This is a genomic window from Anaerococcus sp. NML200537 (assembly GCF_026131715.1).
Classification (GTDB): Bacteria; Bacillota; Clostridia; order Tissierellales; family Peptoniphilaceae; genus Anaerococcus; species Anaerococcus kampingae.
Genome location: NZ_JAMXSL010000021.1, coordinates 23,187 through 39,442, shown reverse-complemented (window position 1 = coordinate 39,442; position 16,256 = coordinate 23,187). Strand labels below are relative to the sequence as shown.

Below are 16,256 nucleotides of genomic sequence, written 5' to 3'. Positions count from 1 at the left end.
AGGTCGAAAGAAAAAATCAGTATATTATCTTGATAAATCGCCCTTTTCTATAGAAAAGGGCCACCATCAATCTATAATATATTTGTATTGTAAGAAATTGAGCTACAACTTTTTGGGGGTACCATAGGGCGGCAGAGGCCCCCTCCAGCTTTCCCCCTTAAACCCCCTTTTCCCTCACCCCCTCTGCTCCTTAGGCGGAGTGCGAACAGTGAAGATTGCCTAACGGCAATCCTCTATAAGTAGGCAAAACTCTTTGTACTAGCCATCTTTATTCCTACTGATTTTGACATTCCGATGCCTAAAAATCTCAATCTAGTCCAAATTTATGTTTTGTATATACTCTACATCTCAGTAGTTACAGAATTATAATTTGTACTCGTGCGTCAGGAGATTTTCTTAACGGCATCTCCATTTACAAAATCTCACGACCATGGGAGAATTATTCTGTATTCTGAGAGAATATCGACGTCAAAGTAGGGCTAAGGCTCGTTTGCCTTTGGCAAACATTGCGATAATAGGGTCTAAAATACTAATCTATGGGGAGATTTAAAATAAAAAGTCACCGTTAAGAAAATCACACTGACAACCATACTTAAATAAAAATATTGTAACTACTAAGATGACAAGTAACTATAAAATTCCTATTTGGACTAGATTGTGATTTTTAGGGGATTTTTGATTTTAAATCAGTAAGAACAAGGCCACCTACATACGAAGCAAACTGCTATACTAAAGAAGATTTTTGAAAAAAATCTACATATTTTGCCCTCCGCTAAGGAGTCGCTTGCGGGGTGTAACGGGGAGGGGTTTAAGGGGGACATAAACGCCCCTTGATTTGGGGCGTTTATGCCGGAAACATAGTGCGGTAGCACGGAGGAGTTTGCGTAGCAAACGGGTTTCCGTCCGATGAGGACCCATGCGAAAGGGTCCTTGGGCCTCCCCTTTGGCGAAGTCATCAGCTTGATGACAATAATTTATTATGAGATGACATTACGAAGAAAAATACTAAATAAAAATAATTCATTATAATGTAAAAATCCCAATAAAAAAAGCATATAATACTATTATCTTGGACAAAAAAACCCCAACTAGGGGGTCCTTAAGGGGGAAGCCCCCTAAAGATAATTTATCTTGGATAAACATAGAAAGGAATAATAAGAAAAATGAATTTTATAATAATCTCTCCTCATTTTCCACCAAATTTTCAAAATTTCTCCCACCGCCTAAGGGCTAATGGAGTCAATGTTTTGGGTATAGGAGATGAGCCTTATGAGAACTTATCTGATGAGCTTAAGGGCTCTCTTGGAGAATATTTTAGGGTTGATTCTCTAGAAAATCTTGATGAAGTTAAGAGGGCTGTGGCTTTTTTGTTTTATAAGCATGGCCCTATTGGTGGGCTTGAAAGCCACAATGAATATTGGTTGATGCTTGATGCTAAGCTTCGTGAACAATTTAATATACCAGGCCTTAGGCCAGATGACCTTCTTAAATTTAAGTATAAGTCTAGAATGAAAAAGTATTTCAAGGAGGCTGGTGTTCCTGTCCTTGATGGTTATGTGATTAGAAATGATGCTGATTTTAAAAAAGTTGTTGAAGAAATTTCCTATCCTTTTGTGGCTAAGCCCGATAATGGTGTTGGGGCTGGTGGGACTTTTAAGATTGAAAATGAGGCCGATGCTAATGATTTTTTAGCCAAGCGGGATAGGTCTATAGAATATTTCATAGAGCCTTATGTCGAAGATGGTCTTCTTTGTACTTATGATGGGATTGTTGATATGGATGGGGAGATAATTTTTGAAACTGGTCTTTATCACACCATTCCTACCCTTGAGCTTGTCCGTGACCAGCTTGATCTAGCTTTTATTGTAAAAAGCGACCTTGATCCAAAAATCGTCGAATATGGCAGGGCTGCTGTCAAGGCATTTGGCATGAAGGGGAGATTTTTCCATATTGAGTTTTTCAAAAGGGCTGATGGGTCTTATATAGCTATAGAATACAATAATAGGGTTACAGGTGGCTATGCTATAGATGTCTATAATCACGCCTTTGCAATTGATCTTTATGATATCTATGCCAGAATGGTTAAGGGTGAGAAGATTTCTAAAATACCAAAGGCTCCTCACAATGCCCTTGGTCTAAGCCAAAGAGATATTTATACTTATTGCCATTACGAAGATGATATCAGGGCAAAATTTGGCGATAGGGTCAAGGAAGCAAGTCGCGCTGAAAAGGCCTTTGCTTCAATCCAGGGTGATTTTAAATATATAATCACGACTGATGATGTAAGTGATATTGACCAAATCATTGATTTTGTCCACAAGCACAAGGAGGACTAATGCACGTTGAATTTTTAAGCCATTATTCGGGGATTTTGGGCAGGGAAATGTATATGAATAGGTATGGCTATTCGGGAATGCCTGTCCTAGTTTTCCCATCATCTGGGGGAAGTCACAACGAATTTGCCGACTTTGGCATGATTGATGCTGCCAAAGACTTTATAGAAGCAGGTAGGGTTCAATTTTTTACCCTATCTTCTATTGATGGAGAATCTTGGCTAGCTAATAAATCTATGCACGATAGGGCCCTTGCCCATAACCAGTACGATAAATATATAATTGAAGAGGCTATTCCCTTTATAAAGCACAAGACAGTTTGGTTTGACCCTATGATGACTACAGGTTGCTCGATGGGGGCCTTTCACGCTGTCAATTTCTACCTAAGGCATCCTGATGTATTTTGTAAGACTCTGGCCCTATCTGGAGTTTATGATGTTAGGTTCTTTGGGGGCGACTATGGGTCAGATATGGTAGTTTATGAAAATAGTCCGGCAGATTATTTATGGAATCAAAACGACCCTTGGTTTTTGGATAAGTACAGGGCTGGAGATATTATTGTTTGCACAGGCCACGGAGCTTGGGAAGATGATGGCCTGCCATCATTCTATACCTTAAAGCAAGCCTTTGAAGCTAAGCAAATCCCTGCCTGGTTTGATGAGTGGGGCTATGATGTGCCTCACGATTGGCCATCTTGGCGCAATCAATTGCCTTACTTCTTGGGACATTTATTTGGCTAAATATTATAAATAACAAAGAATTAAGGGGCTGTTGCAAAACTATGAATAACTATCGTCCCATTATTAGAAGATAGCCTGTCCGGCTCATGGAGGACCCGTGCGGAGCACTCGAGCGAAGCGAGAAAAGCCCGTCGGCTCCTTGAGACTCTTGTGGAAAATTTTTGGGCCGACCGTCGGCTTCGGTTTGCCTGCCGGCTCATGGAGGTAATTAGCCCGTCGGCGTGTGAGACTTTTCACAAGGTTCCTCTAATGAATTGGCGACGATTTATTCATTCTGCAACAGCCCCTTTTTCTTATCCTAAAAGGATGTTAAAACAACTGACAAGAAAATTGTAAACGTCTATATAGATGAAATTGAGGCTATAGACCAGACTGTCAAGCTTTTTAAGGATAATTCTTACAAGAAACCCCTCTATGTGTCCTTTGGATACTGCTTATATGTCTAGGTCCTATATTGCCAAAAAATCAGGTTTTGTCGAGGCTCTTTATAAGTATTATGATGAAGCGAATTTTGTTGAATTTAAAGTAAAAGACCCAGAGGGAGACCTCTTGAAATTAATTGATTTTCTAAGAAAAAACCAGAATTTGACTCAATCCAATTTGAGTTAGATAGGCTTGCTTTAAATGCCTATAAACTTATGGAAAATGAAGGAATAAAAATCCCTGAAGACCATGGCATTATAGGTTTTGACAATATCCATACTACTGAATACATCAACCAAGCCATTGCATCAATCGTCCAGAGCATTTCAGACCATGTTGATTTTGCTATAGATAAGCTTCTAAAGATTTTAAATGATGAAAAGGCAGAAACAAATATTGTTTTAGAAGCAAAATTAATTGAAAAGGAAATCGCTTTTATGGGTATTAATTTATAAGAAGCTTTTGTTTAGGAAAGCAAATATTCGATATAGAAAAAATTGGAGGAATGATCATGACAAATTTTATTGAATCTTTTGATGGCACAGTTTTATTTTACAACAAGGAAGAAGCAAAAAATGCCAAGGCTGCAGTTGTTATTGTCCATGGTCTGGCAGAACATTCTGGTAGGTACGATTATGTGGCTGAGAAATTTCACAATGCAGGTTTTTCGACCTATAGGTTTGACCACAGGGGCCACGGCCAATCTGAAGGCGAGAGAGGCTTTTACAAAGACTACAATGATATGTTAGAAGATGTAAATGTTGTGGTAGATAGGGCCATAGAAGAAAATCCTGATAAGCCAGTATTTTTGTTAGGCCATTCTATGGGTGGTTTTGCCGTAAGCCTATACGGGGCTAAGTATAAAGATAAAAACCTTGCTGGAGTCATTACTTCTGGAGGTCTTACTCATGATAATAATAAGATGACTGAAATGGTAGGTCCTGGACTTGACCCACACACAGAACTTCCAAACGAGCTTGGCGACGGGGTTTGCTCTGTAAAAGAAGTTGTAGAAGCCTATGTTGCTGACCCATTAAACCTTAAAAAATACCAACTGGGTCTTTTATATGCAGTAAAAGACGGAATAGCTTGGTTTAAGGAAAATGAAAAAGACTTTTCTTACCCAGTTTTAATCCTCCACGGCAGGGACGATGCCCTAGTTAACTTTAAAGATTCTTTTGACTTTTTTGAAAATAATTCATCTAAAGACTGCCAAATTAAAATCTATAAGGGTCTTTGCCATGAAATCATGAATGAATATGCCAAAGACGAAGTAATTGGCGATATAATTTGCTGGATAAATAATAGAATATAAGCAGGGAAGCTTTAGCAACAAAAACGCTAGGGGGGGAAATTCCCTTGGCGTTTTTTTGATTTGCTTTTAGGAGGGATAAGATTGACAATTATACTTACAAAAAGTTCCGGGAACAAGCATAGTTGTGCCTATGATTTTGGCTTCTATATTAAATACCCTTGCCCCAAGTCTCCTTAAGCTTGGACCGATGACGGCGGCTATGACTAGCAAGGAAGGCCTTAATGCTATAATTGATATAACCTTAGCTGCTGTAGCTAGCCAGCCTACCATAAAGAGGCTTAGGATTCGCCATAGGTTCTGGTATAGATTTAAAGGCGATATTTAATGGAGGAATTGAAGGTATAGTTTTATCTATACTGTGTATCAGAAAAAGACGAGGATGTTTAGTTTCCTCGTCTTTTTTCTATATTAGGGCTTTTCCAACAGCCACTTATATTTTCTTAGAAGTCTACCTTTTCTCCGTAATAAGCGGCGTGGTAGATTTTTTTGATGTCTTCTGGGCTTGTTTGTCTTGGGTTTGTAAGTGTACAAGCATCCTTGAAGGCATTTTCACTCATTGTATCTAAAACTTCTTCAAATTTATCTTCTGGAATAACTGTGTTCTTACCATCTTTGATATTAGCGGTAAGGCCAACAGCTGCATTTAACTTTCTAATTTCTTCAGCTATATCATCAACTCCAAGAATTTTTTCGATTTTGTCATATTTATCGCATTCTTTTCTGTTGTAATCGATGATGTAAGGAAGCATAATAGCATTTGCTTCGCCGTGGGTTAGGTGGAAGATGCCGCCGATTTTGTGGGCCATAGAGTGAACTATACCAAGTGAAGCATTGGTAAAGGCCATACCAGCTATACAAGAAGCAATATGCATTTTTTCACGAGCTTCCATGTCATCTCCATTGTCATAAGCCTTCTTTAGATATCCAAAGACAAGCTCTATAGCTCTGATAGCATAAGGATCTGTAAAGTCATCAGCTGCTGTAGAAACAAAAGCCTCAACAGCATGGGTCATAACATCCATACCTGTAGCTGCTGTAATCTTAGGAGGCATGGTAGCAGGGATTCTCATATCAAGAAGGGCAACTTCTGGAACGAAATCTGGGTGAACAAGTGGGTATTTGATTTCCTTTTCTGTATCAGTGATAACAGAGAAGGCTGTAATTTCACTAGCTGTACCAGATGTAGAAGGTATACAAATCATCCTAGCCTTGTTTTTAAGTGGTGGGTTATCAAAAGCAGCAAGTCTTTCGAAATCCCAATCTGGATGTTCATAGAAAACCCACATAGCCTTAGCAGCATCCATAGCAGAACCGCCACCGATAGCAATAATCCACTCAGGTTCAAATTCAGCCATCTTAGCCCCACCAGCAAGGCAAGTCTTAACAGATGGATCTGGTTCAACTCCATCGATTATTAAAACTTCCATACCAGCCTTTTCAAGCTGTTCTTTGGCCTCATCTAAAAATCCAAATCTCTTCATAGAAGAGCCGCCAGTAACAAGGCAAGCCTTCTTGCCCTTTAGACTAGCAAGATATGTAAGAGCGTTTTCTCCATGTACAATATTGTTAGGTACTGAAAAAGTTGTATAAGTCATAAATTCCTCCGAATCTATATTTTGTTAATTAAATAACTAACTATCTGCGAACATTATACTCCAAGGTCTATTTATAAGCAATAGCCATAAATATATTTCAAGAAAATAAAAACATTGTTAAAAATAAATTATTTTATTTTGTTATATTAAAAAGATAGATAATATAGATAAAATACTTAAAAATAAAGAAATATATGATATAATAATATAAAACAGACAAGGAGGATGCCTGCGCATATTATGAAGAATAAAAATTTTAAAAATATTGTTTTATTAATGGCCCTTTCAATTGGTGCAATACTACCAAATACAGCCTATGCAGAAGAAAGCAATAAGGCTAACGATAAGCAAGCAAACGAAAAGACCAAAGAAGAAGTAATTGATACTAAAGAAAAAGCAAAAGCAAATTTAGATGCCAAAGAAGCAGACCTTGCCAAGGAAGAAAAAAATCTAAATGAAAAGAAGGAGCCATATGACAAGGCCAAATCAGAATTAGACCAGGCCCAAAAAGCGGTAGATGATAATCAGAAAGAAATAGATGATACCCAAAAACAAATTGAAGATAAGGTAGAGGCAGAGAAAGCTGATAAGCAAGCCCAGGTCGATAAGGCCAAGGAAGAAATTTCCAAAAACCAAGCTGCTACCAAGACAGAAGAAGAAAAAGAAAATAAGGCCAAGTCTGATATAGAAGAAAATACAAGCAAACTAAAAGATGCAGAGAAAAAAGTCGATGATCTAAACAAAGCCAATCCCGAACTAGGAGATCAAATTACAGAAGCCACAAAAGACCTAGATTCTGCCAAGGCTAAGTTAGAAGAAGATAAAAAAGCCACACAAGAGATAGAAGATAATCTTAAGAGCGATAAGGAAGAAGTCCAAAAAGCTCAAGCCAAGAAAAATCAAGTAGAAAAGTCCTATAATGATTTAAATAAGGCTAATCAAGAAAATTTAGCCAATATAGAAAATTTAAAAAAGGAAATAGCAGAAACCGAAGAAAAGATAAAGGCAATCGACCTAGATAGTCTTTCTAAAGATTTAACAAATAAGGAAAATGACCTAGAAGCTTCAGAAAAGACCTTCAAGGAAAAGAAAGAGGCCAAAGAAGCACTAGAAAATAAGCTTGCAGAATTAAATGAAAACCTAAATGCTATCATAGAAGAAAGTGAAGCTAATAATAAGGAGCTAAAAGAAGCCCAAGCTGAAAAAGATAAACTTGAAAAAGAGATAGAAGACGCAAATAAAAAAATACAAGCTAATACTGATGCTGCAAAAGCCTTAAGAGAAAAAAGCAAGGCCCTTGAAGAAAAAATCAAAAATAACGAAGAAGCAAACAAGACTGATGAGCAAGCAAAATCAAAATTAGAAGAAGAGAAAAATGCAGCCCAAGATGAACTTGTAAAATTAAAAGAAGACCAAGCAAATGCACAAAAAGCCCTTGATAAAGCGGAAGCAGATGCTAAAAAAGCACCAAGTGAAGAGGAAAAGGCAGCAGCTAAAGCTCAGTGGAACAAGGGTTCTGTAGGATTTTTTGAAGAAATGGGCTCAACTGATGCAGCTAATGTATTTAGTAAACTACCAAAAGAGAATTATTTTGGTATGGTAGCAAAAAATGGTAAAGAATATTTAGAAAAAAATAAGACCATGACTGCAGATGATTCTAGACAACTAGAAAATATGAAAAAGTCCATAGATGCCATCAAGGTTATAAATAATAAAAGGGAAAAAGATGGAGGAATTGATGGTAGAAAGTTAAGCATCCTTAAGATTAGCGACTTTGATATGGCAGTAGCCCAAGCAAATGCAAATTTCTCGGCTTATCAGAGAGTCCATGCAACAGTTTATAATCCTCCTTATGAAAACTTGTCTTGGCATCCAGAAGAAGGACTTGATACCCCATCAAAATTTTTTGAATCTTCCCTAGAAGGCTGGTGGGATGAAGAAAAGAAGCTATTTGATCATCTAAGAAATAATGAGAAGCTTAAATCAAGAAAAGAAATGGATGCGTTTATAAAAGAAAATGAAAATGATATCGAAACAGAATTTGGGTCGACAGCAGTAGGCCACTATACAAATCTAGTAGATGACTTGATGTGGAAAGAAGGGGGAACACCTAGAGATTCTCAATCTGCAGGTTATGCAGTAAGACCAGGCAAACATGGATTTGTTAAGTCAGTCGTTCTAAATCCTACTGTAAGAGATAAGGGTCTATACTCAGTAGAAGAATACAAGGAAAGATTTTTAGACTACTATAATGGCCTAAAAGATGTTATGGCTGGCAATAAATCTATAAGCAAGGAAGATAAGGAAAAACTTGCTAATCTTAGAGCTCAACTAGCAGGTATCAAGAAGAAGGTGAACGATAAAGAAGCTGAAATAGCTAAGCTTGATGAGTCTATAACAAAGCTAAATAATGCCATCAATACTAGAAATGAATCTATAAATAAAGATAAGGCAACCCAAGAAGCTAATAAAAAACAAATTCTGGATTTAGACGAGGCAAATTCAACTTTAATCGATACCTTAAATTCGAAAAAATCATCCTTAGATAAAACCAATAAGAAAATTGCTGATTTAATTAAAAATGATACAAATGCCAAACAAATTGAAGCATTAAACAAAGATATAGCAGAAATAAAAACAAAGCTAGCTGCTGCAAATAAAGACCTAGATGAAGCTAAGGCAGATTTAACTAAGAAGCAAGAGGCTAAAGATAAGGCCCAAGCTGAATTTAATAAGCAAAAATCTACCCTATCTGACCTTAACCAAAGCCTAGGTCAAAAGAAAAACGACTTAGAAGCTAAAACTAACCAAAGCGAAAAGGATAAGGCAAAACTAGATGATTTGAATAAGCAAATCGAAGATGCTAAAGCAGAACTTGATGCAAAGAATAATATCCTAGCAAGCACAGAAGAAAATCTTAAGGCAAGCAAGGATAAGCTTGCAGCAAGTCAAAAGGCAAAAGATGATGCTCAAAAAGCCCTTGATGCATTGACAGATAAGAATAAGGCCTATGTGGCAGCTCTTAAAGCCCTTGACCAAGCTAAAGAAAACTTAGCAAATTCTCAAGAAGACTTAAAGCAAGCTCAAGAAGCTAAGGAAAAACTAAATAAAGAATTAGATGGTCTTAAGGAAAAACTAGCTAAGGCAGAAGAAGCTAACAAAGAAGCAGCCAAGCTAGATGCAAATAATCTTGATAGCCTAAGTGGCAATGCTCAGTTTGTATCACTTTTAGGTCAGTACAAGGCTTTAGATGAAAAAATGCCAGGCCTAAAGGAGAAGTTAAAAGAAGCTAATGACAAACTTGAGCCTATAAAAGCTGATTACAATAAGGCTAAGGCAGCTTATGACTTAGCTTACAAGGCTTATCTAGAGGCCAAGGCTCTCTATGAATCTTTCCTAGCCCAAGAAAGAATGACCTATCCATGGTATTTCTTCTCTTCTAACTCTTATGCATCTACAGTTGAGAAGGAAGACAAGAAGGAAAACAAAGAAAACAAAGAAAACAAGGCTGAAGAATCTAAAAAAGATCAAGCAAAAGAAAAAGAAGCTGACAAAGAAGCTAGCAAAGATAAAGAGCAAGCAGAAAAAGAAGCCAAGAAGGATGAAAAGGCAAAAGGTGGAGTAGCTATGGGTGATGTAGTAGCTGGAAGAAAAGCTAAAAATAACCCATTATCAGCACCAAAAACAGGTGTACCAGGCCTATCAATCTATGCAATCCTAGCAGCAGCTTCTATGGCAGGCCTAAAGGCAAGCAAGAAGAAAAAAGAATATTAAAGCTTAAAAATCAACTCCTCAGGGGGTTGATTTTTTATGCCTTATTTTCCAAAAGCAAAATGAGTATAATGAAGATAAGATATGTAAAGGAATTAAAAACGAGGAGGAGATTATGAAATTTAACTTTGACCAGATGCTTGAAAGGCATGGGATGGATGCTATAGCTGTCGATGGGCTTGGTCTTATGCCTGGTATGAGTCCTGATAGGCCAAGGGAAGGCTTTGAAGTCATTCCTATGTGGGTTGCTGATATGAATTTCCCGACAGCGCCTTCCATCCAAGAAGCCATAATAAATAGGGTAAATCATCCAGCCTTTGGCTATTTTATGGCGACAGATGAATATTACCAGGCGATTATCTCTTGGCACAAGGAGAGAAAGGGAATTTATGATATCAAAAAAGAAGACATCGGCTATGAAAATGGGGTCTTGGGCGGTCTTATATCAGCCCTAAATGTCTTTTGCTCCAGAGGAGATAAGGTTCTGGTTCATTCTCCTACCTATATCGGCTTTACAAATTCTCTGGCTAATAATGGCTACCATATTATCCATTCAGACCTAATAAAGGATGAGGATGGAAAATGGGTCATGGATTATGAGGATATGGAAAGAAAAATAATTGACCAAAAAATTACTACAGCCATTATCTGCAACCCTCACAACCCGACAGGCAGGGTTTGGACAAGGGAAGAATTAAAGAAGGCTGTCGATATTTTTCAACGCCACCAGGTAAAGATTATTTCTGATGAAATATGGTCAGATATAATTCTTTTTGGTCACAAGCAAATCCCAACCCAGTCAGTAAGTACCTATGCCCACGAAAATACCGTTGCCCTCTACGCTCCAAGCAAGACCTTTAACCTTGCAGGCCTAGTCGGATCTTACCATATTATCTACAATGAATATATAAGAAATAGGATAAATAAGGAAGCCTCTCTTTCCCACTACAATTCCATGAATGTCTTATCCATGCACGCCCTAATTGGCGCCTATTCTAAGACAGGTCATGAATGGACTGACGAGCTTAATAAAACTATAGGCGAGAATGTGAATTATGCTTGTGATTTTATTAGGGATAATTTTGCTGGAGTAGAAGTCTTTAAACCAGAAGGCACCTATATGCTCTTTGTTGACTTTGAAAAATATTGCAAGGATAAGGGAGTGGATATCGGTCATATCTTAAAAGCTGGCTGGGATGTGGGAGTAGCTTGGCAAGATGGCAGGCCTTTCCACGGCAAATATTCTATAAGGATGAATCTAGCCTTGCCTCATGCCAAGGTTAAGGAAGCCTTTGATAGACTTAAAAAATATGTGATCAAATGAGATTTATCCCCTGATTTATAAAAAAATCGGGGGATTTCTACTTAGGCTTTTAAGAATGGTAAAGTCTTATAAAGGAGATTTTATGGATTTAATTAAAAAAATTCCTGCGGGAAATATGATGGTGCCCCTCTTGCTTGCGGCCCTTATTCATACGTCTTTTCCTGATGGGATTGGATTTGGAGAATTTAGCCAGGCCCTATTTTCAAATGGGTCTGTCAAGGTCCTCATGGCCCTTAACCTTATGGCGGCTGGTTCTCAGATAGATTTTTCAAATATTGGCGAAGTTATAAAGAGGGCTGGTGTTATTTCCCTAGCAAGGATTTCTATGGGACTTATCCTTGTCTTTGGTATTTCAAAGCTTTTTGGCAGGGAAGGGGTTTTTGGCCTATCACTTTTGGCCCTTGCCTGCGGAGTTTTAAACCACAATAACTCCGTCTTTATCAGCCTAAATATAAATTATGGGGATAGGATTGACCAGGCCTTGGCAGGCTTTGGATCCATTATAACAGGTCCTATGCTCGCTATGCTAGTTCTTGGCATGGGAGGTCTTGCTAATATTCCATTTTTGGCAATCTTAGATTCTGCCATGCCTGTGATTTTGGGGATTTTTATTGGACATTTCATAAAGGGGTCTAGGGAGATTTTTTCTACAAGTCAAAAGATGATTATTCCCTTCTTAGGTTTTTCCATGGGGTCAGCAATTGACCTTAGAAATGTCTATAGGGCTGGCTTTTCTGGTCTTATCCTTGCCTTTGTTGTAATAGCTATAGTGGGATCTTTTACGGTCTTTGCTGATATGAAGTTTAACAAAAGGCCAGGCCATACTGGATGGGCCCTTGCCACAACTGGAGCCAATGCGGTAGCTGTGCCTGCTATGATTGCAGAAATTGATCCGACCTGGAAGGCCTTTGTAGGCCTTGCCACAGCCCAAGTAGCAGCTTCTGTTGTAGTTACAATTATTCTCACACCCATAATTACAGATTTTTGGGCTAAGAGATTTAAAAATAAGTAGGAGACAAGATGGAATTTAATGTTAAGGAAATAAAAGATAAGAAAGAAAAAGAAGAGATAGCTAGAGATATTTTAAATGATTTGCCAGAATGGTTTGGACTTGCTGAAAGTACTGAAGCCTATATAAGAGATTCTCAAGATAAGCACTTTTTGGCAGCTTTTTGTAAAAATAATCCGATTGGCTTCATTGTCTTAAATGCGACCAGCCCTGACTGTGCGGATATTTTTGTAATGGGGATAAAGAAGGCCTTTCACCGCAAAGGAGTAGGAAAAGCCTTAAATAAAGAGTATGAAAGGCTTGCCAAATCGCTAGGTTATTCGTATTCGCAAGTTAAGACTGTAGAGTCAGGTCATTATGAAGAATATGATATCACCAATAATTTTTATAAGGCTATCGGCTATAAGGAGCTGGAGGTCTTTCCGACCCTTTGGGATGAGTGGAACCCTTGCCAGATCTATATAAAGTATCTTGGGAACTAAGAGATTAGTAAGGATAAAATATGTTAAGTAAATTTTTCAAAAAAATTCCAGCGGCTACTATAATTGTCCCTTTATTTGTGGGAGCTCTTATAAATAGTCTAGCTCCAAGTGTATTTGACCTTGGACCGATGACTAAGGCTATAGCAAGCCCTGATGGCCTAAACGCAATCATTGATATAACCCTCCTTGCTGTAGGCAGCCAACTTACCTTAGCAAGGCTTAAAAAAGCCCTTCACAGGGGCCTAGTATTACTTTTATCTAAGTGGCTTACATCAATTGTCCTAGGCTATATATTTTTCAAAGCCTTTGGCAGAAATGGGATTTTCGGTATATCGGCTCTTGCCTTTATTGCCGCAATTTCAAATCAAAATAATTCTATTTTTATAGGCATAAGCGGTGATTATGGTGATGAATACGACATAGCAAGCGCAGCCATAACTGCCATTATTTCTGTGCCAATATTTACCTATTTTACCCTTTCAATGCTTGGAATAGCAGATATTACCCCTACATCAATTTTAGACTTGGCCATGCCTATTCTTTTAGGAATCTTTTTGGGAAATATTGACCAAAGATTTTGTGAATTCCTCGCAGGGACACAAAAATATATCATGCCCTTTTTGGGCTTTGCCATAGGTTGTGGGATAAATCTATCAACAATCCTAAGGGGAGGGGCTGGAGGATTTATCCTAAGTCTTCTTACAATCGGAGCGGCTTTTGTTATTAGCTTGCCTCTAGATATTTTTGTAAATAGAAGACCAGGCTGGGCTGCTATTGCAATCTATACTGCCGCAGGTAATTCCGTGATAGTGCCAAGCCTTGTGGCAGACCTAGATCCGACTTGGAAGAGCTTAGCTCCTCTTGCTAGCGCCCAACTAGGAACTGTGGTAATCCTTACATCAATTCTAGTACCAATCGTATCTGGCCTTTGGAATAAATATTATAAAAAATTTTGACCCTTATATAATATATATAGAAAGAAATGTAAAAAAGAAAATATTAATGGCCTTGAAAATAAAGAAAATCCTAGTAAACTAAATGATAGGCTTAAAGAAAAGCTTGTGACTTAAAGAGATTTTATATATGCTGGTTAATATATCTAAACTTATGTAAAATCTTAAGAAATAACTTGAAAAGCTTGACTTAAAGTCGTACACTATAATAGTGCTTAGAAGTTAGATGTTGCTTATGTTTTAAGGCCAAAGACATAAGGGAACTCTAATCGAGCAAGCTTGGGAAGAATCCCAAGTGATTTCCAAATTATTATCAAACGCCCGGACGGGCGTGAAAGAAAGAGAGAGGAAAATGGCTAATCAACAAAAGATAAGAATCAGACTTAGAGCTTATGATCACGAAGTGATTGACAGCTCTGCAGAGAAAATCGTAGAAGCAGTTAAAAGAAGCGGAGCAGAAGTAAGTGGACCAATTCCATTACCAACAGAAATCGAAAGAATTACAATTCTTAGAGCTGTCCACAAGTACAAAGATTCCAGAGAACAGTTTGAACAAAGAACACACAAGAGATTAATCGACATCATAGGACCTAATGCAAAGACATTAGACGCACTAAAGAAGTTAAATCTTCCAGCTGGTGTAGATATCGAAATTAAACTATAACTGTAATTAGGATGATTGAGAATAGGGGTTAATAAGAATTAACTAGATTGATCAATCCGCTGTAATTAAGGAGGTACTCATGAAGAGTATATTTACAACAAAAGTAGGCATGACTCAAGTAATCGATGCTGACGGAGTTATCACTCCTGTTACTGTTCTAAAAGCAGAGGGAAATGCCGTTGTCCAAGTTAAGACAATTGAAAATGACGGTTACAATGCTATCCAAGTAGGAACAGTTGACAAAAAAGAAAAAAATGTCAAAAAACCTATCAGAGGTCACTATGACAAAGCTGGCGTATCTTACAAAAGATACCTTAAAGAAATTAGACTAGGCGACGAAGCTACAGAACTAAAAGCTGGTGATAAAATCACAGTTGATATCTTTGAAGAAGGTGAACTAGTTGATATAGTTGCTATATCAAAAGGTAAGGGAACTCAAGGTGCTATCAAAAGATGGAACTACGGAAGAGGACCTGCAAGCCACGGTTCAAAATCTCACAGAGTAGCAGGTGCTAGAGCAGCAGGTTCTGACCCAGCTAGAGTATTCAAAGGTAGAAAAGGTTCAGGAAAAATGGGACATGACCGTGTTACTATCCAAAATGTTAAACTTGTAAAAGTAAACGCTGAAGATAGCTACATCTTAGTAAAAGGTGGCGTTCCAGGACCTAAAGGCGGCCTTGTAGAAGTAAAAAGCGCTATAAAAAGCCTAGACTAAGGAGGAGAAAATGCCTAAAGTAGATATTTTAAATATAAAAGGAGAAAATGTTGGTTCTCTAGAGCTAAACGAAACTCTATTTGCTACAGAAATAAGCGAACACGCTGTATATGAAGTAGTTAAAAACCAACTTGCAAATAAAAGACAAGGTACTCAATCAGCTAAGACACGTGCTGAAGTACGTGGTGGTGGTAGAAAACCATTCAGACAAAAGGGAACTGGACGTGCTCGTCAAGGTTCTATAAGAGCACCACACTTCACAGGCGGTGGTGTAGTATTTGCACCAAAGCCAAGAGACTACAGCTACAAATTAGCGAAGAAATTAAGAAGAAAAGCACTTTACTCAGTACTTACATCTAAACTAGAGAACAATGAACTAGTAGTAGTTGATAGCCTTGCCCTAGAAAATTCTAAGACAAAAGAAGCAAAGGCTGCACTAAGTGCCCTAAACGCTGAAAAGAAAGCATACGTAGTAACAGCAGAAAGAGATGACCTAGTATATAGATCATTTAGAAACCTTGCTGGCGTAGACGTAGCTGAGGCAAGACTAGTAAATGTTTATGATTTAGTAAGACACGACAAGTTAGTAATTACAAAAGATGCAATTGCTAAACTTGAGGAGGTATTTATCTAATGAAAGCACCTTACCAAATAATCAAAAGACCAATTATTACAGAAAAAAGCATGGAAATGCTTGATGAAAACAAATACACATTTGAAGTAGACAAAAATGCAAATAAGCCACAAATCAAAGAAGCAGTAGAAGCAATCTTTGAAGGCGTAAAAGTAAAATCAGTTAGAACCATGAACTATACAGGCAAAAAAGTAAGAACAAGATATGGTTATGGTAAAAGAAGTGACTGGAAAAAAGCTATCGTTGAACTAACAGAAGATAGCCAAGCAATTGAATACTTCGACGGACTATAAGGAGG

14 protein-coding genes and 1 pseudogene are annotated in these 16,256 nt (G+C 37.7%); 14 read left to right on the top strand and 1 reads right to left on the bottom strand.

What is annotated here, in order from left to right:
* Positions 1 to 1,163: 1,163 nt before the first annotated feature.
* The 5 genes and pseudogenes from NH288_RS07160 to NH288_RS07140 form a co-directional block, all read left to right on the top strand.
* Positions 1,164 to 2,336: an ATP-grasp domain-containing protein gene (locus NH288_RS07160; RefSeq protein ID WP_265214228.1), complete on the top strand. Its 1,173-nt coding sequence runs from the start codon at positions 1,164 to 1,166 to the stop codon at positions 2,334 to 2,336.
* Positions 2,336 to 3,073, top strand: coding sequence for an esterase family protein (locus NH288_RS07155; protein WP_265214226.1), 738 nt, complete (start codon positions 2,336 to 2,338; stop codon positions 3,071 to 3,073). The genes NH288_RS07160 and NH288_RS07155 overlap by 1 nt, the downstream gene beginning before the upstream one ends.
* 638 nt (positions 3,074 to 3,711) lie before the next feature.
* Complete coding sequence (locus NH288_RS07150) at positions 3,712 to 3,951, top strand: substrate-binding domain-containing protein (RefSeq protein WP_265214224.1); 240 nt, start codon at positions 3,712 to 3,714, stop codon at positions 3,949 to 3,951.
* A gap of 56 nt (positions 3,952 to 4,007) precedes the next feature.
* A complete protein-coding gene (locus tag NH288_RS07145) occupies positions 4,008 to 4,811 on the top strand; it encodes an alpha/beta hydrolase (protein WP_265214221.1) in 804 nt (267 codons plus the stop codon).
* 106 nt (positions 4,812 to 4,917) lie between these two features.
* Positions 4,918 to 5,136: pseudogene (locus NH288_RS07140) on the top strand (2-keto-3-deoxygluconate permease); the annotation flags it as partial.
* Between the two features lie 115 nt (positions 5,137 to 5,251).
* Here NH288_RS07140 and NH288_RS07135 read toward each other — a convergent pair.
* Entirely contained in the window at positions 5,252 to 6,406 is a 1,155-nt protein-coding gene (locus tag NH288_RS07135; protein ID WP_265214219.1) for an iron-containing alcohol dehydrogenase, read from the bottom strand.
* Between the two features lie 240 nt (positions 6,407 to 6,646).
* Here NH288_RS07135 and NH288_RS07130 point away from each other — a divergent pair, with 240 nt between their 5' ends.
* From NH288_RS07130 to rplW, 9 genes are all read left to right on the top strand, one after another.
* On the top strand, positions 6,647 to 10,180 hold the full coding sequence (locus NH288_RS07130) for a hypothetical protein (protein ID WP_265214217.1): 3,534 nt from the start codon (positions 6,647 to 6,649) through the stop codon (positions 10,178 to 10,180).
* A 112-nt stretch (positions 10,181 to 10,292) separates the two neighbouring features.
* A complete protein-coding gene (locus NH288_RS07125) occupies positions 10,293 to 11,501 on the top strand; it encodes a MalY/PatB family protein (protein ID WP_265214215.1) in 1,209 nt (402 codons plus the stop codon).
* 82 nt (positions 11,502 to 11,583) lie between these two features.
* Positions 11,584 to 12,513, top strand: a complete 930-nt coding sequence (locus NH288_RS07120; protein ID WP_265214213.1) for a 2-keto-3-deoxygluconate permease — start codon at positions 11,584 to 11,586, stop codon at positions 12,511 to 12,513.
* Positions 12,514 to 12,521: 8 nt separating this feature from the next.
* A complete protein-coding gene (locus NH288_RS07115) occupies positions 12,522 to 12,992 on the top strand; it encodes a GNAT family N-acetyltransferase (protein WP_265214212.1) in 471 nt (156 codons plus the stop codon).
* Positions 12,993 to 13,012: 20 nt separating this feature from the next.
* Positions 13,013 to 13,948, top strand: coding sequence for a 2-keto-3-deoxygluconate permease (locus NH288_RS07110; protein WP_265214211.1), 936 nt, complete (start codon positions 13,013 to 13,015; stop codon positions 13,946 to 13,948).
* Positions 13,949 to 14,297: 349 nt separating this feature from the next.
* Positions 14,298 to 14,609 (top strand): 30S ribosomal protein S10, encoded by a 312-nt coding sequence (gene rpsJ / locus NH288_RS07105; protein ID WP_004826901.1) that lies wholly within the window; start codon positions 14,298 to 14,300, stop codon positions 14,607 to 14,609.
* Between the two features lie 79 nt (positions 14,610 to 14,688).
* Positions 14,689 to 15,324 (top strand): 50S ribosomal protein L3, encoded by a 636-nt coding sequence (gene rplC, locus NH288_RS07100; RefSeq protein ID WP_265214207.1) that lies wholly within the window; start codon positions 14,689 to 14,691, stop codon positions 15,322 to 15,324.
* Positions 15,325 to 15,334: 10 nt separating this feature from the next.
* Positions 15,335 to 15,958, top strand: a complete 624-nt coding sequence (rplD, locus tag NH288_RS07095; RefSeq protein ID WP_106461029.1) for a 50S ribosomal protein L4 — start codon at positions 15,335 to 15,337, stop codon at positions 15,956 to 15,958.
* The gene (gene rplW / locus NH288_RS07090; protein WP_106461028.1) at positions 15,958 to 16,251 is read left to right on the top strand and encodes a 50S ribosomal protein L23; all 294 of its coding nucleotides are present in this window, start codon (positions 15,958 to 15,960) and stop codon (positions 16,249 to 16,251) included. The genes rplD and rplW overlap by 1 nt, the downstream gene beginning before the upstream one ends.
* Positions 16,252 to 16,256: the final 5 nt, after the last annotated feature.

Bases quoted from the DNA above. Each gene is read 5' to 3' on its own strand.
- NH288_RS07135 (WP_265214219.1), bottom strand. From the start codon at position 6,406: ATGACTTATACAACTTTTTCAGTACCTAACAATATTGTACATGGAGAA.
- NH288_RS07120 (WP_265214213.1), top strand. From the start codon at position 11,584: ATGGATTTAATTAAAAAAATTCCTGCGGGAAATATGATGGTGCCCCTC.
- NH288_RS07155 (WP_265214226.1), top strand. From the start codon at position 2,336: ATGCACGTTGAATTTTTAAGCCATTATTCGGGGATTTTGGGCAGGGAA.
- NH288_RS07115 (WP_265214212.1), top strand. From the start codon at position 12,522: ATGGAATTTAATGTTAAGGAAATAAAAGATAAGAAAGAAAAAGAAGAG.
- NH288_RS07130 (WP_265214217.1), top strand. From the start codon at position 6,647: ATGAAGAATAAAAATTTTAAAAATATTGTTTTATTAATGGCCCTTTCA.
- rplC (WP_265214207.1), top strand. From the start codon at position 14,689: ATGAAGAGTATATTTACAACAAAAGTAGGCATGACTCAAGTAATCGAT.
- rpsJ (WP_004826901.1), top strand. From the start codon at position 14,298: ATGGCTAATCAACAAAAGATAAGAATCAGACTTAGAGCTTATGATCAC.
- rplW (WP_106461028.1), top strand. From the start codon at position 15,958: ATGAAAGCACCTTACCAAATAATCAAAAGACCAATTATTACAGAAAAA.
- NH288_RS07160 (WP_265214228.1), top strand. From the start codon at position 1,164: ATGAATTTTATAATAATCTCTCCTCATTTTCCACCAAATTTTCAAAAT.
- NH288_RS07145 (WP_265214221.1), top strand. From the start codon at position 4,008: ATGACAAATTTTATTGAATCTTTTGATGGCACAGTTTTATTTTACAAC.
- NH288_RS07150 (WP_265214224.1), top strand. From the start codon at position 3,712: ATGGAAAATGAAGGAATAAAAATCCCTGAAGACCATGGCATTATAGGT.
- NH288_RS07125 (WP_265214215.1), top strand. From the start codon at position 10,293: ATGAAATTTAACTTTGACCAGATGCTTGAAAGGCATGGGATGGATGCT.
- rplD (WP_106461029.1), top strand. From the start codon at position 15,335: ATGCCTAAAGTAGATATTTTAAATATAAAAGGAGAAAATGTTGGTTCT.
- NH288_RS07110 (WP_265214211.1), top strand. From the start codon at position 13,013: ATGTTAAGTAAATTTTTCAAAAAAATTCCAGCGGCTACTATAATTGTC.